The sequence below is a fragment of the Pseudarthrobacter sp. NPDC092202 genome (assembly GCF_044755505.1).
Lineage (GTDB): Bacteria > Actinomycetota > Actinomycetes > Actinomycetales > Micrococcaceae > Arthrobacter.
Map to the genome: position 1 here is coordinate 210,797 of NZ_JBIVRG010000003.1, position 22,128 is coordinate 232,924.

Annotated in this window: 20 protein-coding genes; 6 read left to right on the forward strand and 14 right to left on the reverse strand. The window is 66.0% G+C overall.

Annotation, left to right across the window (positions count from 1 at the left end):
• Positions 1-45 precede the first annotated feature (45 nt).
• From ACIQF4_RS07180 to glyA, 10 genes are all read right to left on the reverse strand, one after another.
• Positions 46-1,131 carry a YihY/virulence factor BrkB family protein gene (locus ACIQF4_RS07180; protein ID WP_400515247.1) on the reverse strand — a complete coding sequence of 362 codons (1,086 nt, stop codon included), beginning with the start codon at positions 1,129-1,131 and terminating at the stop codon, positions 46-48.
• A gap of 37 nt (positions 1,132-1,168) precedes the next feature.
• Positions 1,169-1,885 carry a 2'-5' RNA ligase family protein gene (locus tag ACIQF4_RS07185; RefSeq protein ID WP_400515246.1) on the reverse strand — a complete coding sequence of 239 codons (717 nt, stop codon included), beginning with the start codon at positions 1,883-1,885 and terminating at the stop codon, positions 1,169-1,171.
• Between the two features lie 4 nt (positions 1,886-1,889).
• Positions 1,890-2,933: a tryptophan--tRNA ligase gene (gene trpS, locus ACIQF4_RS07190; RefSeq protein ID WP_231455901.1), complete on the reverse strand. Its 1,044-nt coding sequence runs from the start codon at positions 2,931-2,933 to the stop codon at positions 1,890-1,892.
• Positions 2,934-2,953: 20 nt separating this feature from the next.
• On the reverse strand, positions 2,954-3,787 hold the full coding sequence (locus ACIQF4_RS07195) for an exodeoxyribonuclease III (RefSeq protein WP_350004279.1): 834 nt from the start codon (positions 3,785-3,787) through the stop codon (positions 2,954-2,956).
• 10 nt (positions 3,788-3,797) lie between these two features.
• Positions 3,798-4,358, reverse strand: coding sequence for a hypothetical protein (locus ACIQF4_RS07200; protein WP_231455897.1), 561 nt, complete (start codon positions 4,356-4,358; stop codon positions 3,798-3,800).
• Positions 4,359-4,484: 126 nt separating this feature from the next.
• On the reverse strand, positions 4,485-5,318 hold the full coding sequence (locus ACIQF4_RS07205) for an ABC transporter permease (RefSeq protein ID WP_400515244.1): 834 nt from the start codon (positions 5,316-5,318) through the stop codon (positions 4,485-4,487).
• A complete protein-coding gene (locus ACIQF4_RS07210; RefSeq protein WP_400515242.1) occupies positions 5,315-6,160 on the reverse strand; it encodes an ABC transporter permease in 846 nt (281 codons plus the stop codon). Before ACIQF4_RS07210 ends, ACIQF4_RS07205 begins: the two co-directional genes overlap by 4 nt.
• A 10-nt stretch (positions 6,161-6,170) precedes the next feature.
• Complete coding sequence (locus ACIQF4_RS07215; protein ID WP_400515240.1) at positions 6,171-7,172, reverse strand: ABC transporter ATP-binding protein; 1,002 nt, start codon at positions 7,170-7,172, stop codon at positions 6,171-6,173.
• Between the two features lie 143 nt (positions 7,173-7,315).
• A complete protein-coding gene (locus tag ACIQF4_RS07220; protein WP_350004283.1) occupies positions 7,316-8,239 on the reverse strand; it encodes a bifunctional methylenetetrahydrofolate dehydrogenase/methenyltetrahydrofolate cyclohydrolase in 924 nt (307 codons plus the stop codon).
• A gap of 3 nt (positions 8,240-8,242) precedes the next feature.
• Positions 8,243-9,538, reverse strand: coding sequence for a serine hydroxymethyltransferase (gene glyA / locus ACIQF4_RS07225; RefSeq protein WP_104185421.1), 1,296 nt, complete (start codon positions 9,536-9,538; stop codon positions 8,243-8,245).
• 277 nt (positions 9,539-9,815) lie between these two features.
• Between glyA and purU the strand changes: the two genes are divergently transcribed.
• Positions 9,816-10,676 (forward strand): formyltetrahydrofolate deformylase, encoded by an 861-nt coding sequence (gene purU, locus ACIQF4_RS07230; protein ID WP_350004284.1) that lies wholly within the window; start codon positions 9,816-9,818, stop codon positions 10,674-10,676.
• 33 nt (positions 10,677-10,709) lie between these two features.
• Here the strand turns inward: purU and ACIQF4_RS07235 are convergent, their stop codons facing one another.
• Positions 10,710-11,288, reverse strand: coding sequence for a DUF2231 domain-containing protein (locus ACIQF4_RS07235; RefSeq protein WP_400515237.1), 579 nt, complete (start codon positions 11,286-11,288; stop codon positions 10,710-10,712).
• 101 nt (positions 11,289-11,389) lie between these two features.
• Between ACIQF4_RS07235 and ACIQF4_RS07240 the strand changes: the two genes are divergently transcribed.
• A complete protein-coding gene (locus ACIQF4_RS07240; RefSeq protein ID WP_400515235.1) occupies positions 11,390-11,911 on the forward strand; it encodes a gamma carbonic anhydrase family protein in 522 nt (173 codons plus the stop codon).
• A 13-nt stretch (positions 11,912-11,924) separates the two neighbouring features.
• On the opposite strand, the gene ACIQF4_RS07245 is transcribed toward ACIQF4_RS07240, so the two are convergent.
• The gene (locus ACIQF4_RS07245) at positions 11,925-13,658 is read right to left on the reverse strand and encodes a flavin monoamine oxidase family protein (protein WP_400515233.1); all 1,734 of its coding nucleotides are present in this window, start codon (positions 13,656-13,658) and stop codon (positions 11,925-11,927) included.
• The gene (locus ACIQF4_RS07250; protein ID WP_350004288.1) at positions 13,655-15,202 is read right to left on the reverse strand and encodes an amino acid permease; all 1,548 of its coding nucleotides are present in this window, start codon (positions 15,200-15,202) and stop codon (positions 13,655-13,657) included. The genes ACIQF4_RS07245 and ACIQF4_RS07250 overlap by 4 nt, the downstream gene beginning before the upstream one ends.
• A gap of 109 nt (positions 15,203-15,311) precedes the next feature.
• On the opposite strand from ACIQF4_RS07250, the gene ACIQF4_RS07255 reads away from it, so the two are divergent.
• Positions 15,312-16,937, forward strand: coding sequence for a PucR family transcriptional regulator (locus tag ACIQF4_RS07255; RefSeq protein WP_400515231.1), 1,626 nt, complete (start codon positions 15,312-15,314; stop codon positions 16,935-16,937).
• Here ACIQF4_RS07255 and ACIQF4_RS07260 read toward each other — a convergent pair.
• On the reverse strand, positions 16,916-17,710 hold the full coding sequence (locus ACIQF4_RS07260) for a nitrilase-related carbon-nitrogen hydrolase (RefSeq protein WP_400515229.1): 795 nt from the start codon (positions 17,708-17,710) through the stop codon (positions 16,916-16,918). The two genes, ACIQF4_RS07255 and ACIQF4_RS07260, sit on opposite strands and share 22 nt — an antisense overlap.
• A gap of 203 nt (positions 17,711-17,913) precedes the next feature.
• Between ACIQF4_RS07260 and ACIQF4_RS07265 the strand changes: the two genes are divergently transcribed.
• The 3 genes from ACIQF4_RS07265 (at position 17,914) to mmsB (ending at position 22,124) form a co-directional block, all read left to right on the forward strand.
• Positions 17,914-19,104: an ROK family transcriptional regulator gene (locus tag ACIQF4_RS07265; protein WP_231455876.1), complete on the forward strand. Its 1,191-nt coding sequence runs from the start codon at positions 17,914-17,916 to the stop codon at positions 19,102-19,104.
• A 131-nt stretch (positions 19,105-19,235) separates the two neighbouring features.
• Entirely contained in the window at positions 19,236-20,798 is a 1,563-nt protein-coding gene (gene mmsA, locus ACIQF4_RS07270; RefSeq protein WP_350004291.1) for a multiple monosaccharide ABC transporter ATP-binding protein, read from the forward strand.
• A 45-nt stretch (positions 20,799-20,843) separates the two neighbouring features.
• A complete protein-coding gene (gene mmsB, locus ACIQF4_RS07275) occupies positions 20,844-22,124 on the forward strand; it encodes a multiple monosaccharide ABC transporter permease (RefSeq protein WP_066274312.1) in 1,281 nt (426 codons plus the stop codon).
• Positions 22,125-22,128: the final 4 nt, after the last annotated feature.

Consider the following 22,128-nt stretch of genomic DNA (forward strand, 5'->3'; position numbering starts at 1 on the left):
AGTGCATTTCAGGTACGGGGCTGCGACCGTTTGCGGGGGCTGCGGTCAACGCTGCCGCGTGCGGCCGTTGCCCCTGCGCCGGGCAGCTGCGGCTCGGGCCGGGCTTTGCATGCCCGCCTCCGCGTTCGCCGGCACTTTCCCCGGCTGCACCGGTACCTTTCCCGGCTGGACCTGCCGGGCGCCCCAGGTTCCCTTCTCGTGGCTGGAGGAGGCGGTGCCGTGGTCTGCCTCGCGTACCGCGGACCAGCCTCCGGAAACGAGGTACACCTGGCTCACCAGGTTGAACCAGATCAGCAGGCCGATGATGATGGCAAACGGTGCCAGGAGCGGGTTGCGGCCGGCACCGGCGAGAAGCTCGGTACTGAAGATCTGCAGGACCGTGGTGCCCAGCGCTGCCAGGATGGTGCCTTCCAGCAGCGCGCGGCGGGAGAGCTTCAGGCCTGCGGCCAGCCGGAACATGATGAGCGCGGTAACCCAGTTCAAAACCAGGGGTACGCCAATCTTGATGGAGGTGGTCAGCGGGCCGGCCAGTGCGTCGTCGAGCCGGAGGAAGTCCGCGACCCACCCGGCGGCCGTGCCAAAGACAAGGGACGCGCCGGCGCTGATGACCAGGGCCACGCCCAGAAGCAGCAGAGTGCCGGCGTCGCGCAGCTTCAGGAGGATGGGGTTGACCAGCGACGGGGGAAGTTCCAGCACGCCGCGGAGGCCGTCCCGCAGGCTGGCGATCCACCGCAGCGAGGTATAGACGGTTACGGCTGCCGCGATAACGGCCGTCCAGCCCAGGCCGTCCGGATTCAGCAGGTCCTGCGGATCAACCAGGCCTTCGCCGCCGTTGACTTTCAGGAGGCCCGGAGCACTCTGGGCCACGCTGCCGATGATGGTCTCCAGCAGCACCGGCTGCCCCCTCAGGACCAGCCCGGCGATCGAAAAGCCGGTGGCCAGGAGGCCGGTGATGGAGAAAAACATGTTGAACCCGATGCCGGCACTCATCAGCGGGCCGTGCTGGAGGCTGTAATGCCGGAAGGCCCGCATGGGCCGGAGCACGTTCAGGCGGGCAAGCAGCCATTGGACCATGGCCATTACGCCGGCCACGGGCCCGCCGCCGGACCTGCGGGCCTTGTTCCACTCCATCCGTTTCTGGATGACGGCCAGCTTCAGGTGGGCGCGGTCAGTGGGAAGCGGCTGCTGTCCCGCCGTCGGCTGTGTCCGGGGCGGAATCCGCGGATCGGGTGCCGTCGTTGTCAGTTTGGGTCCCAAAGTCCAGCTCTTCCCGTAGCTGCCAGATGCCATTGGCATCGTGCTCGTAAAGTCCCATGCTAACCACGGGGAAGGTGGCCCTGTAGTTCCTCAACACCGTTTCGGCTTCATCGAGGTTTTCCGGGGCGACGTCGTGGGCGATGGTCACGTGCGGGTGGTAGGCAAACGGCAGCTCACGGTGGAGGGGGCCCTGCTGGAGTTTTCCGTGGAGGGCAACGCAGTCCTCGAATCCGTCCTCCACATTGATGAAGACCACCGGGGAAACGGGCCGGAATGTTCCGGTGCCCGCGATGGTGACCTTGAAAGGGCTTTGCTGGCGGGCCACCTCGCGGACATGTTCCAGGGTGCCCTCCCAGTCGCGGGTGGTGGTTGTGGTGACCAGTGTGATGTGTGCCGGTACTACGTCCGCCAGGGGATCGCCGAACGACGCCCGCCAGCGCTGCAGCTCGTCCGCAATCTCAGCCGGGAACCCCAGGATCACGCCAACGCTGATGTCTTCCGGGCGGGACTCGGGGCGTACTGCCGCAGCACGGTGGTCCGCAGGCTCTCCGTGGGAACCGCCGGGCGTCCCCGCCACCCTGTGGGTGGAACGGGCACCTTCCCTTGCCGCGACTTTGCTGGAGGACATGGCGCTAGCGGACTCCGGCGAGGCTGAGGGACGGAAGGAAACCCATGCGCTCATAGACCTGGGCGAGGGTGACCGAGGCGATCTCGCGGGCACGCTCGGCACCGTGTGCGAGCAGCCTGTCCAGTTCCGCAGGATCGCTCATCAGCTCATTGGTGCGGTTCCGCAACGGCGTAACGAACTCAACCATAACCTCAGCGAGGTCCACCTTAAGGTGGCCATACATCTTGCCCTGGTATTCGGCTTCGAGTTCGGGGATGGTTTTGCCTGTCAGGGATGAGTAGATGGTGAGCAGGTTTGAGACGCCCGGCTTTTCTTCAGCGTCGAAGCGGATTTCCGTTCCCGCGTCGGTCACTGCCGACTTGATGCGCTTGGCCGCGATCTTGGGGTCCTCCAAAAGCTGGATGGCCCCGTTGGGCGACTCCCCCGTCTTGGACATCTTGGCGCTGGGGTTCTGGAGGTCGTAGATCTTGGCGCTCTCCTTGACGATGGTCGCCTCGGGAACAGTAAACGTGTGGCCAAACCGGGTGTTGAAGCGCTGGGCCAGGTTGCGGGTGAGCTCCAGGTGCTGGCGCTGGTCCTCTCCCACGGGCACCAGGTCGGTCTGGTAGAGCAGGATATCGGCAGCCATCAGGGTGGGGTAGGCGAACAGGCCCAAAGTGGCGGCGTCGGCGCCGGACTTCTGTGTCTTGTCCTTGAACTGGGTCATCCGCGAGGCTTCGCCGAATCCGGTGATGCAGTTCAGTGCCCAGGCAAGCTGTGCATGCTCAGGCACGTGCGACTGGACAAAGAAGATGCTCTTGTCCGGGTCGATGCCCGCTGCGATGTATTGGGCGGCCACAATCCGGGTGCGCTTGGCCAGTTCAGCGGGGTCGAAGTCCACTGTGATGGCGTGCAGGTCCGGAATGAAGAAGACGGCATCGTATTCAGCCTGCATGTCCACCCAGTTGCGGACAGCGCCGATGTAGTTGCCCAGGTGCAGGGAGTCCGCCGTGGGCTTGGCGCCGGACAGGATGCGCTTCTTGGTTGCCGGGGAAATCTGGCTAGTCATTGGGGAGGAACCTTCGGGGCTTAGAGCTGGTAGTCCACTACCAGCGGGGCATGGTCGGAGAAGCGGGTGTCCCACGATGGCGCCCGGTCAACAACGGCTGAGATGGCCGCTGCAGCCAAGGCCGGGGTGGCCAGGTGGTAGTCGATGCGCCAGCCGGTGTCGTTGTCGAACGCCTTCCCGCGCTGGGACCACCACGTGTAGGGTCCGTCCACCTCGCCGGCCAGGTTGCGGTGGACATCACGCCAGCCGATCTCCTCGCCAAAGAACCGGTCAAAGTACGCGCGTTCCTCCGGCAGGTGGCCCGCCTTCTTGACGTTGGCCTTCGAGTTCCGGATATCCAGGGGCGTGTGGGCCACGTTGAGGTCACCCACCACCAGGGCGTGGTCGCTGTGCTTGGTCAGTTCCGGCAGCCGCGTGGTCATGACATCCAGGAACCGGAACTTGTCGTCCTGCTTAGGCGTGCCCACCTCACCGGAGTGGACATATGCACTTGCAACAGTCAGCTGGACAGGGTGTCCGGCGGCATCGGCAAACCGGAAATCGGCCTCCACCCAGCGTCCGGCGGTGGCAAAGTAGTCATCGCCAATGCCGTTGCGGGTTGCCAGGGGTTCGTCCCGGGAAGCGATCGCGACGCCGGCCCGGCCCTTGGCTTCAGCCTCGGCGTGCAGGATGTGCCAGCCTTCGCCGAGCAACTGCCGGACGATGGCGTCAGGTGCACGGACTTCCTGCAGGCAGAGGATGTCCACTCCGCGCGGCTCGAGCCACGCCGCCATGCCGTTTTTGTAGGCAGCCCGGAGGCCGTTGACATTAACGGAAGCGATGCGAAGGTGGTCCTTCTTCAATGCCGAGATCACCCGCTCCACTCTAGTCGATGATGGTTCCGGTGACCGGCTCTCCGCTGCCGCCGGAGGACTTGATCATGTCCCGTGCATTGGTGGCTGTGATCTCAATGGTTTCCAGGGCCCGGTTGATGGTGTCCTGGTTCGCAGTGGCGCCCTTGGCACGCTCCTCCTCCACCACGCGGATCTGCACCTGGACGATCTTGAAGGAGTGGTCCAGCTTGAGGTCCCGGACCTCGTCCGCCTGGCTGCGCTCAGCGACAACCCGGGTGCCGCCATGGTCTCCCGCGGCGTAGGGGCCCCGCCCCGCAGCGGTGGTGAAGGCGTTCTGGGCTTCAGTCAGCTTGGCTCCGGCCTTTTTGGCGGCTTTCTGGATGCTGAAGACCACAAAGCAGGCAAGGGCAAGCCAGAAGGCGGCGATGACGGCGACAACCCAGCCCACGACGTCGTTTTGGTTGGCCGCGAAGATGACAGCCACAACGAACGCCGTGACGAGGACCATCAGTCCCGGCCCGCTGATACGGAACATGGAGAATCCACCCCTGGCGGGTTTGGAGGATGACTTGGAGCTGCCCAGAGATTGCATGAACCCATTCTCTCAAACGCCGGAGTATGCTCCCGCCGCCTTCCACCCCCGGCGAACAGACCCAAGTAGGTAGGAGCAGCTGTCCTTTAGACACCTCTAAACGACATCTGCTGCTACCCAGTTGGGCTACTTCAGGAAGAGCTGCCGCAGCCGGACAGTCGTGAGCAGCATGCCGACGGCGGTCATCACCAGGTAGTAGCCGATGTGGATGGGGGTGGCAGCGGTGAACGCGCCCGCACTGATCTGGCGCAGCAGTTCCACACCGTGCCAGAGCGGCATGGCCTGGATGAGCCACTGGATGGCCTGAGGGTAGACGCTCAGCGGGTAGAAGGTGGCGCTGAAGAGGAACATGGGCAGCATCACGAAGTTGACCCAGTCCATCTGCTGGAAGGTCTTCAAAAAACTGGTGATCCCCATCCCGATACTCGCAAACCCGAAGGCAATCAGCACCGAGGCCGGCACCATCAGGAGCGCCCACGGCGTGGTAATCAGCCCCATAACCCCCATCACCGCCGTGAACCCCATGGCGTAGAGCAGGCCGCGCAGCAGCGCCAGGAAGATCTCCCCCAAGGCAACATCCAGCGGCCCCAGCGAGGTGTACAGCATTCCCTGGTACAGCTTCGCGAAGTTCATCTTGAAAAACACGTTCCACGTCGAGTCGTAGACCGCACCGTTCATCGCGGAGACTGCCAGCAGGGCCGGGGCAATGTACGCGGCGTAGCTGATCTCTCCGCCGCCGGGACCCTGGACCGTGCCGACAATAGAGCCGAGCCCCACACCCATGGAGATGAGGAACAGGACCGGCTCGAAGAATCCGGAGAGCATCACCAGCCAGTTGGTGCTTCGTGTGGCCAGCAGGCCGCGCGAAACCACCGCCCTGGCGTTGCGGGAATACAGCGGTCCGAACGTCCTGCTGCGGGCCTGGTCCGGTGCGCTCTTCAGTGGCAGCCCGGCGCTCACCGGCCCATCCTTGCCGCGAACTGCCGCCGGGTCAGGACCCAGCCCAGCACCGCAAGGCCCGCGAGCACCACGGCGTGGAGGATGGTCAGCAGCGGCGGCTGCTGGTACCCGTAGCTGAAAACGCGCCCCAGTTCGGTGGCATGCCAGATGGGCGAGATCCAGCCCACCCAGCGCACCGCCAGCGGAAGGCTGTCCAGCGGAAAGAAGGTCCCCGAGAACAGGAACAGCGGCATCACGATGAAGCGCATCACCAGCGCGAACTGGCCCTTGTCCTCGGTAATGGATGCCGAGTACGCCATGAGCGGCAGGCCGAAGGAAAGGCCGGCGACCGTCGCCACCACTATTGTGGCCCAGCCCCAGCCGCCCGGCGCCGCACCGAAGAGGACAATTGCGGCGAAGTAGACGGCGGATTGCAGGAGGAGCCGCAGGGTCACCGCCATGATGTGGCCCGCCGCAATCTGCTGGGGGGTCAGCGGCGAGGCGTGCGGGCCGTAGTAGGTGCGGCGCCATTTGAAGCCGTCCATGACCGGAAAGGTGAACTCGTTGGCGGCCGTCATAACGGCCGCGGAAACCAGCAGCGCCGGGGCCACGAACGTCACATAGCCCACTCCCCCGAAGGTTCCGGCACCCTGGGCATCAACAAGGGTGGCCAGGCCCACCCCCATGGCAAACAGATAGGCCACAGGGTGGCCCACGCTGTACATGATGATGGACCAGCCGTAGCCCTTCATCACCCGCAGCACCTGCTCGGCGTAATAGAACGCGCCCCAGCGCCTTGCCTTGGCGGCTGCTGTTTCGGGGCTGTGGGCCTGCAGGGCCTCCTTGCCAGGGCCCTCCGTCACCGCAGGGCCCTCAGTCAACAAGGCTTCGGCCTGTCAGCCGCAGGAACACGTCCTCCAGCGAGGACCTCCGCACCAGGGATGTCAGCGGCCGCAGGCCGCGGGACGCCACCTGCTCAAGGGCAGACTCGCCGTCGTGCGCGTATATCAGCACCCGGTCCGGCAGTACTTCCAGCCGCTCCCCGATTCCCTGCAGTTCCGAGGCGATGGTGGTGTTCCGCTCGGACCCGAACCGCAGCTCAACCACCTCGCGGGTGGAGTGCTCGCGGATCAGCTGCGCGGGCGAGCCCTCAGCCATGATCCTGCCCTTGTCCACCACGATCAGCCGGTCGCAGAGCTGCTCGGCCTCGTCCATGTAGTGGGTTGTCAGGATAAGCGTGACGCCCTGTTCCTTGAGCCGGAACAGGCGGTCCCAGAGGATATGGCGGGCCTGCGGGTCGAGCCCGGTGGTGGGTTCATCCAGCAGCAGGATCCGGGGCTCGTTGATCAGTGAACGGGCGATGGTCAGGCGCCGCTTCATACCGCCGGACAGCGCGTCCACCTTGGATTTTGCCTTGTCCGTCAGCTGGGCGAACTCCAGCAGCTCGTCGGCTTTTGGTTTCAGGTAGCTCATGGGCAGGCCGAAGTAGCGGCCGTAGACCAGGAGGTTGTCGCGGACCCGGAGTTCCTCGTCCAGGTTGTCCTGCTGCGGCACCACCCCCAGGTGCGCCCGTACCTCGGGCCCGTGCAGGTCGGGGTCGAGGCCCATGATGTGGAGGGCGCCGGAGGTGCGCCGGGTGACTCCGCCGATCATCTTCATGGTGGTGGACTTGCCGGCACCATTGGGCCCCAGCAGGCCGAAGGACTCCCCTGCGGGGACGCTGAACGAAATGCCGTCCACTGCGGCAACGTCACCGTAGGTCTTGGTGAGGTTTTCTGCCGTGATGACGGTCCGGCGGGCTTCGGCGGATGGCGCTTGGGCTGGCTGGACGGCGCCGTTTTCGGCGCCGGAGGACACGGTGGCTTTGTTGTGCACCCTCCGCAGACTAGTAGAGCGCGCGGGCAGGTGGAAGGGGACTTTCAGTTCTGCGCCAAAGGTTCTGCGCTTAAAGTACGACGGCGGTACCGCACCTTTGTTCAGTAAGGTGCGGTACCGCCGTCGGGCGTGAAGAAAAGGAACTAGCCGGCAGTTGCCGGACCGTTTCCCTGTGCCACCCTGCGTTCCGCGGCTTCCACCACGTTGGTCATCAACAATGCGACAGTCATGGGACCAACGCCCCCGGGGTTCGGCGAAATCCAGCCGGCCACCTCGGCAGCGGCGGGTTCGATGTCGCCGTGGACCTTGCTCTTGCCCGTCTCGGGGTCGGTTTCGCGGGTGACACCGACATCGAGCAGGGCTGCGCCCGGCTTTACGTCGGCGGCCTTGACGATGTGCTTGACACCGGCGGCACCCACAATGACGTCCGCCTGCCGCAGCAGCTCCGACATGTTGGTGGTGCCGGTGTGCGTCAGGGTCACGGTGGCATTCACCTCCCGCCGGGTCAGCAGCAAACCGATCGAGCGGCCGATCGTGACGCCCCGGCCAACCACCACCACATGCTTGCCGTTGAGGTCGTAGCCGTTGCGCACCAGCAACTCGATGACACCGCGGGGCGTGCACGGCAGCGGCGAGGTGATCTCCCCGTTGACGTTGAGCACCAGCCGGCCGAGGTTGGTCGGGTGCAGGCCGTCCGCGTCCTTGGCGGGGTCGATCCGCTCCAGGATGGCGTCCGTGTCCAGGTGCTTCGGCAGCGGCAGCTGCACGATGTACCCGTGGCAGGCGGGGTCCGCATTGAGCTCGTCAATAAGGGCCTCAACCTGTGCCTGCGTGGCGTCCGCCGGCAGCTCACGCTGCATGGAGTTCATTCCGATCTCCACCGACTGCTTGTGCTTCATGGACACATACAGCTGGGACGCGGGGTCCGCACCCACCAGCACTGTTGCAATGCCGGGAGTGACACCCTTGGCCTTGAGCGCGGCCACGCGTTCCTTCAGCTCGGACTTGATGGCTGCCGCTGCGGCTTTGCCGTCAAGGATCCGCGCGGTCTTGGTCATCTCAGTCATGGATCACCACTGCTCGTGCTGCGGGTACAGCGGGAAGTCGGCGGCGAGCTTGTCCACGCGGGCCTGCAGGGACTCCACGTCCGCGCTGTTGCCGGCCTTCAGCGCGGTGGCGATGATCTCGGCCACCTCGGTGAACTCGGCCGCGCCGAAGCCGCGGGTGGCCAGGGCGGGGGTGCCGATGCGCAGGCCGGAGGTGACCATCGGCGGACGGGGATCGAAGGGAACGGCGTTCCGGTTCACGGTGATACCCACCGAGTGCAGGAGGTCTTCAGCCTGCTGGCCGTCCAGCTGCGAGTTGCGCAGGTCAACGAGGACCAGGTGGACGTCCGTGCCGCCGGTGAGGACGGAGACGCCGGCCTCGGCAACATCGGCCTGGTTAAGGCGGTCGGCAATGATCTTCGCACCCTCAAGGACGCGCTCCTGGCGCTCCTTGAATTCCTCGGTGCCGGCGATCTTGAAGGCCACGGCCTTGGCGGCGATGACGTGCATGAGCGGGCCGCCCTGCTGGCCCGGGAAGACGTTGGAATTGAGCTTCTTGGCCCACTCCTGCTTGGCCAGGATCACACCGGAGCGGGGGCCAGCGAGGGTCTTGTGCACGGTGGAGGTGACGACGTCGGAGTGCGGCACCGGGCTGGGGTGCAGGCCCGCGGCGACCAGGCCGGCGAAGTGCGCCATGTCGGTCCAGAGCAGGGCGCCAACTTCGTCGGCGATCGAGCGGAAGGCAGCGAAGTCCAGGTGGCGCGGGTAGGCGGACCAGCCGGCGATGATCACCTGGGGCTTCTCCGCGATGGCCTGCTCACGGAGCTTGTCCATGTCCACGCGGAAGTTGTCCTCCTCCACCTGGTAGGCGGCCACGTTGTAGAGCTTGCCGGAGAAGTTCAGCTTCATGCCGTGGGTCAGGTGGCCACCGTGGGCCAGGGACAGGCCCAGGATCTTGTCGCCGGGGGTGATCATGGCGGAGAGTGCAGCGGCGTTGGCCTGGGCGCCGGAGTGCGGCTGGACGTTGGCGTACTCGGCACCGAAGAGGGCCTTGACGCGGTCGATGGCCAGCTGCTCTGCCACGTCAACGTACTCGCAGCCGCCGTAGTAGCGGCGGCCCGGGTAGCCCTCGGCGTACTTGTTGGTGAGGACCGAGCCCTGCGCTTCCATGACGGCGCGGGGGGCGAAGTTCTCGGAGGCAATCATCTCCAGGGTGCCGCGCTGGCGGCCGAGCTCCTGGTCAAGGACTGCTGCGATTTCTGGGTCAAGCTCGGCCAGCGGCTGGTTGCTGACGGCGGTGGTGGAGGTGGCTGTAGTCACGAAGAACTCCTGGCTAGGCGTACGGGCACTGCTAAGGTCAGGCTACCGGCTGGCGCACCTTCACGCCGCACTGATGACAGCGCGGGAAAGTTGCGGGCATGGTGTTGCACCACTGACGCAGGTGCAGCCCCAAATCCGGCAAGACATGACCCTCGGCCCAGGCGTACGATCCGTGGTCTTCGTGATTGCCGCTCCCTGGTGGTTAGCCACCCAACGCCAGTTGCGACCCCACCAGCCTACCAAATCCCAGCTCCGCTGCGCGGGTAACCTTGTAGGCGTGAATGAAGAGCAGCTGAACCAAGCGTACGTAGTAACCCTGTCCTGCCCGGACCGCCCGGGAATCGTCCATGCAGTGGCCGGAGCCCTGCTGGTCGCAGGGTGCAACATCATGGATTCGCAGCAGTACGGCAGCCCGGCCACCGGCAACTTCTTCATGCGGGTGGAGGTGACGACGGCGGCCCCCGCGTCAGAGCTCCGGGCCGCTTTGGAGCCGGTCGCCGAAGCCTTCGGCATGCAGTGGAGCCTGAACGCTGTGGGGCAGAAGGTCCGGACCCTGGTGATGGCCAGCACCTCCGCCCACTGCCTCAACGACATCCTCTTCCAGCAGCGGTCCGGGACGCTTCCCATCGAGATACCGGCCATCGTCTCCAACCACCAGGACCTGGCGGGGCTGGCCGAATTCTACGGCATTCCTTTCCATTACATCCCGGTCACAAAGGACACCAAGGTCCAGGCTGAGGACAAGCTTCGGGCCATCATCGCCGAGCATGACATCGAACTGACCGTCCTGGCGCGCTACATGCAGATCCTCTCCGACGAGCTCTGCACCGAGCTCACCGGCAAGGCCATCAACATCCACCACTCATTCCTGCCGTCCTTCAAGGGCGCCAAGCCGTACCACCAGGCCCACGCCCGGGGCGTAAAGCTGATCGGTGCCACAGCGCACTACGTGACGGCGGCACTGGATGAGGGCCCCATCATCGAGCAGGAAGTCATCCGCGTGGACCACGCCCGCACCCCGGAGCAGTTCGTCCAGATGGGCCGGGACGTGGAAGGCCGCACCCTGGTCCAGGCCGTTCAGTGGCATGCGGAGCACCGGGTACTGCTGGACGGCAACCGGACCGTGGTCTTTAACTGACAGGGCGCCGGCTCCGGGGACGCGGGCCGGACCTCACACCCGGTCTTCCCCCCGGTCCCTGCCCATGTAGCCGCCGGTGAAGCCTCCCGCGATCAGCACCACTGCCCCGAGCCGGGCGAGGCCGACTCCCAGCCTGCGCCGGCCCCGCCGCCGGGCAGCCCAGGATCCGGCGAAGATGAGAACCGCTGACGCGTTCAATCCGGCATGAACCACGCCAACCCGCTGCGTTTGCCTGCCGGCAAGAGCCCACTCGGCCCATCCGCTGAGCGCCGTGGGCACAGCGGCCACGACACCGAGGCCTATCAGGCGGGTCGCCGCCCGCTGCGTCCCGGCATCCGGGTACAAATCGAGGTAAACGGCCATGAACCAGGCCCCGAACGGGACGTCGGTAAGGACGGGGTGCAGGGGAATGGCGGTGGCCTTGCCGTGCAGCACGTTCCGGACTCGCTCATTCCGGACCAGGCGGCCGGCGAGCGGCCTGGCCGCCTCTACGGGGGTGTCCAGGGCATTGAGCCGCTCGATCTTTCCCATGACCTGCCGGAACCGGCTGGTTGTCCCACGCCCGGCCGGCCGCAGGTGCAGGCCCGGAATTCCCGCTCGCCATAGTTCCATGGGCCCAGCGTAGCCATCGGGCCCCAGGCCGTCATTAGGCCCAAGGTCCCCTGCGGGGCGAGATGCGGACGCCTGTGCGTGCAGTGTCCTAGGCTTGGCCCATGGCTCCTCTGTACCCCTTCGCCGGGACCACCCCGGCCGTCCACGTATCCGTTTTTGTTGCCCCGACGGCCTCGATCATCGGCGACGCAACCCTCGCTCGGGACTCGAGCGCCTTTTACGGCGTCTCCGTCCGGGCCGATACCGCTGCCATCACCGTGGGTGAAGGCAGCAACCTGCAGGACAACGTGGTGCTGCACGCCGATCCCGGCTTCCCCTGCACGGTGGGCGAACGCGTCAGCGTGGGGCACGCCGCCGTCGTCCATGGCTGCACCGTGGAGGACGACTGCCTGATCGGGATGGGCGCCACAGTCCTCAACGGGGCGGTGATCGGCGCCGGCTCGCTGGTTGCCGCCGGCGCCGTGGTCCTGGAGGGGACGGTGGTGCCGCCGCGCTCGCTGGTGGCCGGGGTCCCGGGCAAGGTCCGCCGGGAACTCACCGAGGAGGAGTACGACGGCGTCCGCGCCAACGCCGCCCGCTACCGCGAGCTGGCTGCGGCCCACCGTGAGCTGCACACCCCGTAGGACGGGCCCGCTCCTAGTCCAGGCTTATCGGCCCGATGGCGTCCAGCAGTTCGCCCGGGCCCGGGTTGCCCGGCGCGGAGGAACCGCCCAGGTGGTTCACCACGCCCCAGACCGCGTTCAGGCCGGTGGTCACGGCGCCCTCGGCCCAGCCGGCGGTGAAGGAGACGTCATCGCCGGCCAGGAAGATGCCCCGCTGCGATTCGGGCAGGGCGTCCTGCTTGAAGTGCGTGAACAGCCGCTGCTGGTAGCGGTAGTGCCCGGGCAGGTTCGCTTTGAAGGCGCCCATGAAGTTGGGGTCGGCCTCCCAGGAAACCGTGATGGGCTGGCCCACGATGTGGCTGGCAATATCCACTCCCGGGTAGATCTGCTCCAGCGAATGCAGCATCAGTTCCACGCGTTCGTCGGCGTCCAGCGCCAGCCACTTGAGGGCGTCGTCGTTCCAGGTGTAGGAGAGCAGGATGACGGCGGGCTGGTCCGGCCCGTTGTCCAGCAGGTAGGTGGCACGGTTGAGCCGGTCCGTGAGCGTCATGGAGAGCACCTCGTTGCCGGTGCCAGGATCGGTGTCCTTCCAGAACGGCCGGTCCACCATCACGAAGGTCTTGGAGGACTGCATGTAGTGCGAGCGCTCGATGGCCGTCCACAGCTCCGCGGGGAACAGCGCCTCCTCGGTGTGGATCCGGGTGGAGAGCAGCCAGGACTGGCACGTTGTGACCACTGCCGGGTAGCTGGCCTCGCGGCCCCAGCGTTCGCGGATCCGCAGGGTGCCGTCCGGGTCGCGGCTGATTTTGCCGACGGCGCCGCGGGGCGAGCCGGAGTGCAGGGAGGCCAGGGACGTTCCGTCGGGCCAGTGCGCCATGCCCGACGGCGCGTGCCGCCAGAGTGCCTCGGGCAGCCGTTGCGCTCCCCCGCTGATGAGCCGGTGCTGGTCATCGGCGTCGGTGTACACCACGCGGAGGATCTCCAGGATCGAGTTCGGGAAGTCGGTGTCCCACCCGCCCGTGCCAAAGCCCACCTGGCCGAAGGCCTCCCGGTGCGCGAAGCCTGCCTTTTTAAAGGAGTCACTGGCCGCGATGAAGCCGTAGAAGGTCTGCTCGTCCATCAGGGGCAGCAGTTCGTTCCAGAGTTCCTTGATCCTGGCGGTATCCCTGGACCGGATGGCGTCCTGCATTTCAACGAACTTGGCGCCGTCGTTCACAGCGGCTTTCCAGGCGTCCGCAACTTCGCGGAAGAACGGCGGGAGGTCGCCCGGCTTTTCCGCGTAGTGCTTCTTGCCCGCCAGTTCGATCACGGTGCTGGACGTAGCCGGGGACAGAGGGTTGGGAAACTCCTGGGTGTCCAGTCCCAGCAGGTCCACGTAGTGGTAGAAGGCCCTGCCGGAGACCGGGAACCTCATGCCGCCGAGGTCTGCCACTACTCCGGGCGCCGCGGGGAACGCTGCCGTGCGGAGGCGTCCGCCGATCTGGTCGGCTTCATAGACAACCGGCCGCAGCCCCAGCTTCATGAGCTCGTACGCCGTGACCAGGCCGGAGAGCCCCGCTCCAATGACGGCGACTTCGGTCCCCAGCAGCTCGGCCGGCACGGAGCCCAGTCCGTCCGGATGCGCCAGATAATGGTCGTAGCTGAACGGAAAATCCGGGTTCAGCATGGTGATGGGACCGGCTGCGGCGCCGTCCGTGCTGGAAGGAGCAGCCGGGCCGGCGGAGGTGCTGGACGGGTCGGATGCCGGCAGTTCGGTGGCGATGGTCATGAGATTTCTGCCTTCGTCGTTTCGGGGTTTTGCTGGATTGGAGTTCGGGGACCGGACAGCTCACGGTATTCCTCATTGCTCATGGCAGCCACCCTGGAGTTCCGGCGTCCATAGCCGAAGTAGGCGGCTACGCCCACCAGCATCCAGACGGCGAACACCACCCAGGTGTCGGCGCCGAGGTTGGCCATCAGGTAGGCGCACATCGCGGCCCCGAGGATGGGCGTGAGCGGGAAGAGCGGCACCCGGAAGGTCCGCTCCAGCTCGGGCCGGGTCCGGCGGAGGTAGATGACGGCCACGTTGACCAGGGCGAACGCGAACAAGGTGCCGATGCTGGTGGCGTCGGCGAGCGCGCCAAGGGGCACCAGCCCGGCGGTGAGGGCGACGGCGGTTCCCACCAGGAGCGTGCCGGCAACAGGGGTGCCGGTGCGGCGGGAAACGCGGCCGAAGATTTTGGGGATGAGGCCGTCGCGGGACATCGACATCAGGATACGCGTCTGGCCGTACAGCACGGTGAGGACGATGCTGGCGATGGCCAGCACGGCGCCCACCGCAAACACCAGGGCAATCCAGGGCTGGCCGGTGGTTTCCTCGAGGATTTTCACCAGCGCAGCCTCGGTGCCGTCGAACCAGCCCCACGGCCGGGCACCGATCGCGGCGACAGCCACCAGGACGTAAATGGTGGTGACGATCAGCATGGAAAGCATGATGGCCCGGGGCAGGTCACGCTTGGGATTGCGGGCTTCCTCGCCTGCCGTGGAGGCGGCATCGAATCCGATGTAGGAGAAGAACACACGGGAGGCTGCGGCTGAGACGCCGGCGGCTCCCATGGGCAGCAGCGGCTCAAAGTTGCCGGCGTTGAAAGCGGTGAACGCCACGGCGCAGAAGAACAGGAGGATGCCTACCTTGACCACCACGATGGAGGTGTTGATCCAGGCGCTCTCCTTTGCGCCGCGCACCAGCAGGATGGTGGCCAGCACCACGATCACCATGGCCGGTATGTTGACCACGCCGCCGTCGCCGGGCGGCTGTGACACCGCATCTGGGAGGACCGAGCCGAACACCGCCAGGGTTTCGTTGACGTACTGCCCCGCTCCTACGGCGACGGCGGCGACGGAAACTGCGTACTCGAGCACCAGGCACCAGCCGCAGATCCAGGCCATGCCTTCGCCCATGGTGGCGTATGTGTAGGAGTAGCTGGAGCCGGCCACCGGGACCATGCCGGCCATCTCCGCGTATGAGACGGCGGACAGCAGGGCGGCGAGCCCGGCGATGGCGAAGGAGATCCAGATGGCCGGGCCGGCCAGGGGTACGGACTCCCCCAGGATCACCAGGATCCCGGTTCCCAGCGTGGCGCCCACGGAAATCATGGTCAGCTGAAGGACGCCGAAACTCCGGACCAGGCGGGGGCCGCCGCCGTTGCTCTCGGCCTCGCTGACCATCTGGGCGATCGGCTTGCGGCGCAGCAGTTGCGCACCCAGGGCGGGACGGGCGGGGGTTCCGCCGGGGGCGCCCGTTGCCGGGCCGGTAAGTGTAGGCACAGTCATCGTTGACGTCCGTTCATGTCGTTGGCTGGTTGGTCTGGTTTTCCCCTCACCCAGCGTAGGGGTGTGAGCGGCATCTCAGAGTGTGCAGAATGACCTATAGTCTTCAACCATGAGACGTAATGCACCAGCCATAAACGGCGCCACGGAGCAGCTCGACGCCGTAACGCTGGGGCAGTTCCTGGCTGCCCTTCCTCCTGAAGTTTCCGTGGTGAACCGCGCCGGCACCGCCGAAGTCCCGCTGCGCTGGGTGGAGCCCAGCGAGCTGGAGGACCCAACCCCCTACCTCATGGACGGCGAATTCGTCCTGACGGCGGGCCTGCCCTTCCGCGGCGGCGGCAGCAGTGCCGCGAAGGCGGACGAATACGTCCGGCGGCTCGTGGCGGCCGGTGTAGCCGCCCTCGGCTTCGGCCTGGAGCCCTATTACGACGCCGTGCCGGACCACCTGGTGGAGGCCTGCCGGCGGCACGGGCTCACGCTGGTGGAGGTGCCGGCCAGCGTTCCCTTCGCTGCGCTGGGGCTCGAATTTTCCAAGCTCCTGGAGTCCGGCAACGCACAGGTCTTCCGGCAGCTGGCTGAAACCAACCGGCACCTGATGCGGGCGGTCCTCTCCGCCCGCCCCGAACATGAGCTGCTGGCGGCGCTGATCCAGCGCGTTCCCGTGTGGGCTGTCCTTGTTGGCACGGACGGGAGGGTGCGTGCCCGGGCGGGCGCCGCCGTCGGACTTTCCCAGCTCCAGCCCCTGTTGAGGAAGCTGCTCGGCGGCAGCGGCCCCCGCGTGGAAACTGAATCGCTGGAAACAGCCGGAGGGCGGGCACTGGTGTTCGGCCACCCGCTTCGCAGCACCCGGGACGCCACCCTGGGGTGCCTGGTTCTTGGGACGGAAAAGCCCCTCACCCCTGCGCAGAACAACGTGGTCTCGTCGGTGGTGGGACTGCTGGAGCTTCTGGTCCGGCAGCGGACCAGCGGCTCCTTGGCGCCTAGCCAGTTGGCCACTGCCCTGCTGCTGCACCCGGAAAGCCTGTCCGGGAACAACAGCCGTGAGCTGGACAGCCTCCAGGAGCTGCTGGCCCAGAGCGTGTCCGGATCCCGGCCGGGGCCGGTCCGCGTGGTGCAGGGCGTGCGCGCGGAACCCTCCACCGCCGCTGCCGATGGTCCTGTTCGGGAACTGCTCCAATGGCGCAGGCTCTTCGACACCAAGATGGTGGAGTTGACGGACTACGGGTTCGCGGCCGTAACGCGGCTTAAAGTGGATGAAACCCTTCTGGCAGAGGTGGAGCAGCTCGGCTGGCGCCTGGTGGTGGGCGGCCCCACCGAACTGCCGGGACTCACCGCCGCGTACCGGCGGGCGGGTGCGCTGCGCCCGCGGGTGGCCGGCGCCCAAAAGAGCGTCAGGGAAGAGGACCTGACGTGGTCCGTCACCGGTCTGCTGGGCGGCGATGCGGGCGCCCTGTTGGCCGCACGGCTTCTGGCGCCGGTCCTGGAACAGGATGCGGAACGCCGGACGTCACAGCTCCGGGTGCTGCGGTCCTGGCTGGGCGCCCACGGGAGCTGGGATGCCACCGCCAAGGATCTGGGACTGCACCGGAACAGCGTCCGCCGCCAGATCAACGGCGTGGAAGAGCTGCTGGGCATGGATCTTGGGCAGGCCCAGACCCGGGCCGAGCTGTGGATTGCCCTGCAGTACGTGGATGACGCCGAGCCGGCGGAACCCGCTCAGAGCCCCCAGGTCCGGTAAAGCTCAGGGCGGCGTTCTGCCAGGTAGGGAACATTCCTCCGCTCGCGTGCGGCAGCGCCCGGATCCACCTCCGCGTAAAGAAGCTGTGGTTCCCCGCCCGCCCCGGCCAGCAGTCCGCCGTCGGGCCCGGCAACGACGCTGCCGCCTAGGAACCTGCAGCCGTCCTCTTCCCCGCAGTGGTTCGCGTAGGCGATGGTCAGCTGGCTCTCCAGCGCCCGCGCCCGCAGCAGGACCTGGGGTACGTCATCGAAGCCGTGCGCCAGGGCGGTGGGAACCAGCAGCAGCTCCGCGCCCGCGACGGACGCGGCGCGGACGGACTCCGGAAACTCGACGTCGTAGCAGATCACCAGGGAGGTGGGGATGCCGTTGAAGTCCACCACGGCGGGCGCCTCCCCCGCGGGGCTGAACGCCGCCCGCTCGTCGTCGCCGAAGAGATGCACCTTGCCGTAGCTGAGCAGGCGGGTGCCGCTGGCATCCAGGAGGGTCGCGCTGATCTGCCAGTCGCCCTCCGCGGTAACCCGCGGGAGACTGTAGACCAGCCCGATGCCGTTCCTGCGCGCAATGCCCGCCATCCGCTGCTCTATCTCCGGCAGCATGGAGGGATCCAGCCCGGAACGCACCCGGCGGGGAGCGTAGCCCACGGGAAAAAGCTCCGGGGTGACCAGGACGGCCGCCCCGCGGCCTGCCGCGGTCCGGGCAGCTGCGTCAACGGCGCGGCAGTTGGCCTCCACATCAAGGACCGCGGAGTTTTCCTGCAGGAGTGCCAGCAGCACTGCTACCACCTTCCTTCGTTGGAGCGGCCGCGGGATGGGCCTTCCACCAGCGTAGCGAGGCCCCTGTGGTCCGATTGCGGGCTGTTTGCACCCCTTGGGGCCTCAACAGGGTCAGATTGTCCCGGCTTCCACTCTTCCTACCGGAATTGGCCTTTGCGTTAACTTCTTGACTACAAGAGCCGTGATAGGGCAATCTTCTTAGCATGCCCGCAACCCCGCGCTCAACGAGGAGCAAGCCAAAAAATCCGGGATCGCAGTCCGCCCTGCGCCAGCTGAACCAGCAACGGATTATCGAAACCCTCATGGGCGGACCCGCCACGCAGGCTGAACTTGCCCGGCAGACGGGCCTCTCCACCGCAACGGTTTCAAACATCGTCAAAATCATGCTGGACTCCGGCCTTGCATCGACAGAACCCATCACCAGCTCCGGCCGCCGCGCACTGAACGTCCGCCTGAACAGCAACGGCGCCGTCGCCGTCGGAATTGACTTCGGACGGCGGCACCTCCGGGTGGTTCTGGCCTCCCTCAGCTACCACGTCATCGCCGAGGAATCCGTCATGCTTCCACTGGGCCACCAGGCCGAGGAAGGCATCCGCGCCGCCACGGCCCTGCTGGACAAACTGCTGCGGGAAAGCGGGATCGAACGCAGCGCGATGGTGGGTGCCGGCGTCGGGATTCCCGGGCCAATCGACCGCCGCACCGGAACGGTGGCACAGGGCGCCATCCTCCCCGAATGGGTGGGGATCAACATCCTCCAGCACCTCGAGGAGACGCTGCAAATCCCCGTTTTCGTTGACAACGACGCCAATCTGGGCGCCTGGTCCGAAGTCACGTGGGGACAACATTCCGGGGTCAGCAACCTGATGTTCCTGAAGATCGGATCCGGCATCGGCGCGGGCCTGATCCTCAACGGGGCCCCCTACTACGGAAACGTTGGAATCACCGGCGAGATAGGCCACGCCACCATCCACGAACAAGGACTTGTATGCCGCTGCGGAAACCGCGGGTGCCTGGAGACCATCGCCTCCACCACCACCATGATCGAGCTTCTCAGCCGGGGCGAGGACAGGCCGCTGACCCCTGCGGACATCGTCAGGAAAGCCCTGAACCGGGACCCCGCAACGCTCCGCGTGGTGGACGACGCCGGACTCTCAGTGGGCCGGGCGCTGGGCAACGTGGCCAACCTGATCAATCCCGAGGTCATTGTGGTGGGAGGGCCCCTGGCAGGCCTTGGCGACATCCTGCTGGACCCCATCAGGCGCGGCCTGATCAGGCACGCGGTACCGGTGATCGGCGAAACCACCACCTTGGCCATGTCCTCCCTGGGCGACCGGGCCGAGGCACTGGGGGCGGCTGCTTTGGTCTTCCAACATGCCGGAATCCGTAAAACCTAGACCGTTTCGTTACCCGCCGATTGCGTTAAAGACTTGACGACAATAGGCGTGATCCAGTTTACTTTTGGATCAGACGGCCCTGCGCTTTGCCGGCCGGACAAAGAAGTCATTGCATTGGAGGGTTAGGGTTCATGACGTCCCAGACCACGCAAACGGAGCCGATCATCCTTGAGATGCGGTCCATCACCAAGGAATTCCCGGGCGTTAAAGCGTTGGATAACGTGAGCCTGCGGGTGAAGGCCGCTGAGATCCACGCGATCTGCGGCGAGAACGGGGCTGGCAAGTCCACCCTGATGAAGGTCCTTTCCGGCGTGTACCCGTACGGCAGCTACGACGGCGACATCGTCTACCAGGGCCAGGTCCAGCAGTTCCGGGACATCCGGGCCAGCGAGCACGCCGGCATCGTGATCATCCACCAGGAACTGGCGCTCATCCCCGAGCTGTCCATCATGGAAAACATCTTCCTGGGCAACGAGCCCACCAAACGCGGAGTCATCAACTGGGCCGAAGCCCGCCTCCGCTCCCTGGACCTGCTGGCCAGGGTGGGACTGCGCGAGGACCCGGACACCCCCATCAAGGAAATCGGCGTCGGCAAGCAGCAACTGGTGGAAATCGCCAAGGCGCTGAACAAGTCCGTGAAGATCCTGATCCTTGACGAGCCCACCGCAGCGCTGAACGAGTCCGATTCCCAGCACCTGCTGGATCTGATGCTCGGCCTGAAGGCCAAGGGCATCACGTCCATCATCATTTCCCACAAGCTGAACGAGATCGAGCAGATCGCCGATTCCATCACCATCATCCGTGACGGCAAGTCCATCGAGACGCTGAACGTCAAGGCGGACGGCGTGGACGAGGACCGGATCATCAAAGGCATGGTGGGACGCACCCTCGAATCCCGCTTCCCCGAGCACACGCCCAACATCGGCGAGGTGTTCTTCGAAGTCAAGAACTGGACCGTGGGCCACCCCAACGTCGCGGACCGCCTGGTGTGCAAGGACTCCAGCTTCTTCGTCCGCCGCGGGGAGATCGTGGGCTTCGCCGGACTCATGGGCGCAGGCCGCACCGAACTGGCACGCTCCGTCTTCGGCCGCTCCTACGGCCGCTTCATCGACGGCCACATCTACAAGGACGGCAAGGAGCTCACCCTCAAATCCGTGCGCCAGGCCATCGACGCCGGGCTGGGCTACGTCACCGAGGACCGCAAGTCCCTGGGACTGAACCTGCTGGACGACATCAAGACCACTACGGTGGCAGCGAACCTGCGCAAGATCAGCCACAACTCCGTGGTGGACCTGAACCAGGAATTCACCGTGGCGGAGCAGTACCGCAAATCGCTGCGGACCAAGACCCCGTCGGTAGAGGAAGGCGTTGCCAAGCTCTCCGGCGGCAACCAGCAGAAGGTGGTCCTCGCCAAGTGGATGTTCACCGACCCCGACCTGCTGATCCTGGACGAACCCACCCGCGGCATTGATGTTGGCGCCAAGTACGAGATCTACGGCATCATCCAGCAGCTTGCCAACCAGGGCAAGGGAGTCATCGTCATCTCTTCCGAGCTCCCCGAGCTCCTGGGCCTGTCCGACCGTATCTACACGATTTTCGAAGGCGCCATCACCGGTGTCCTGAACAAAGACGAGGCCAGCCAGGAAAGCCTGATGAAACTGATGACCTCCGCCCGCAAAGCCGAAGCCGCCTGACCCTCTGGATCATCCCAGAACCTTCCGGACACAAGGACTGACACCATGAACGCCCTCAAAAAGCTGTTTGGCGGAAACACCCGCCAATTCGGCATGATCTTCGCCCTGGTTGCACTGATCGTTTTCTTCCAGATCGCCACCGACGGCCGGACCCTCACGCCCGGCAACGTCATCAACCTCTTCAACGGCAACTCCTACATCCTGATCCTCGCCATCGGCATGGTCCTGGTCATCATCGCGGGACACATTGACCTGTCGGTGGGCTCCATCGCGGCCTTCGTGGGGGTCACCGTTGCCCTGGCCATCCGCGACTGGGGTATCCCCTGGTACGCCGGCGTGCTCCTGGGCCTGGCGCTCGGTGCGTTGATCGGTGCCTGGCAAGGGTGGTGGGTGGCCTACGTGGGGATACCCGCCTTCATCGTGACCCTCGCCGGCATGCTCCTGTTCCGCGGCTTCAACCAGTTCGTTGGCAAGTCCAACACCATCCCCGTCCCCGCCGACTTCCAGTACCTCGGCTCCGGCTACCTCCCGGAAGTCGGACCCAACACAGGATTCAACAACCTGACCCTGCTGCTGGGCATCGCCGCCGCCGCATTCGTGGTGGTGGGCGAACTGCGGTCCCGCGCCCGCGCCAAAGCACTGGGCGCCGAGGTTCCGGAAATGTGGGTCACGGCGCTGAAGCTGGTCCTGATCTGCGGTGCCATCCTCTACGCCACCTACCTCTTCGCAACCGGCCGCCCCGGCACCTCGTTCCCCATCCCCGGCCTGATCCTCGCCGTCCTGGTCCTGATCTACGGCTTCATCTCCTCCCGCACCGTCCTGGGCCGCCACGTCTACGCAGTGGGCGGCAACCGCCACGCTGCCGAGCTCTCCGGCGTCCAGTCCAAGAAGGTCAACTTCCTGGTCATGATGAACATGTCCATCCTCGCCGGCCTCGCCGGCATGATCTTCGTAGGACGCTCCACCGCATCCGGCCCCTTCGACGGGGTCGGCTGGGAACTGGACGCCATCGCCGCAGTCTTCATCGGCGGCGCCGCAGTCACCGGCGGCGTGGGAACCGTCGTCGGATCCATCATCGGCGGCCTGGTCATGGCAGTGCTGAACAACGGCCTCCAGCTCCTCGGCGTCGGCGCCGACCTCACCCAGATCATCAAGGGCCTCGTCCTCCTGATCGCCGTCGCCTTCGACGTCTACAACAAGAGCCAGGGCAAGAAGTCGATCATCGGCATGCTCACCCAGAACTTCAACCGGAAGCAGGGGCCCTCCAACCCCAACCAACCGGACGAAACCACCTCAACCAAGGAAGCGATCGCCAGGGAAGCCTGAGCCT

Coding starts and splice junctions, on each gene's coding strand:
- ACIQF4_RS07180 (WP_400515247.1), bottom strand. CDS start 1,131: ATGGAGTGGAACAAGGCCCGCAGGTCCGGCGGCGGGCCCGTGGCCGGC.
- ACIQF4_RS07185 (WP_400515246.1), bottom strand. CDS start 1,885: ATGTCCTCCAGCAAAGTCGCGGCAAGGGAAGGTGCCCGTTCCACCCAC.
- trpS (WP_231455901.1), bottom strand. CDS start 2,933: ATGACTAGCCAGATTTCCCCGGCAACCAAGAAGCGCATCCTGTCCGGC.
- ACIQF4_RS07200 (WP_231455897.1), bottom strand. CDS start 4,358: ATGCAATCTCTGGGCAGCTCCAAGTCATCCTCCAAACCCGCCAGGGGT.
- ACIQF4_RS07220 (WP_350004283.1), bottom strand. CDS start 8,239: ATGACTGAGATGACCAAGACCGCGCGGATCCTTGACGGCAAAGCCGCA.
- ACIQF4_RS07235 (WP_400515237.1), bottom strand. CDS start 11,288: ATGGAACTATGGCGAGCGGGAATTCCGGGCCTGCACCTGCGGCCGGCC.
- ACIQF4_RS07240 (WP_400515235.1), top strand. CDS start 11,390: ATGGCTCCTCTGTACCCCTTCGCCGGGACCACCCCGGCCGTCCACGTA.
- ACIQF4_RS07245 (WP_400515233.1), bottom strand. CDS start 13,658: ATGACCATCGCCACCGAACTGCCGGCATCCGACCCGTCCAGCACCTCC.
- ACIQF4_RS07250 (WP_350004288.1), bottom strand. CDS start 15,202: ATGACTGTGCCTACACTTACCGGCCCGGCAACGGGCGCCCCCGGCGGA.
- ACIQF4_RS07255 (WP_400515231.1), top strand. CDS start 15,312: ATGAGACGTAATGCACCAGCCATAAACGGCGCCACGGAGCAGCTCGAC.
- ACIQF4_RS07265 (WP_231455876.1), top strand. CDS start 17,914: ATGCCCGCAACCCCGCGCTCAACGAGGAGCAAGCCAAAAAATCCGGGA.
- mmsA (WP_350004291.1), top strand. CDS start 19,236: ATGACGTCCCAGACCACGCAAACGGAGCCGATCATCCTTGAGATGCGG.
- mmsB (WP_066274312.1), top strand. CDS start 20,844: ATGAACGCCCTCAAAAAGCTGTTTGGCGGAAACACCCGCCAATTCGGC.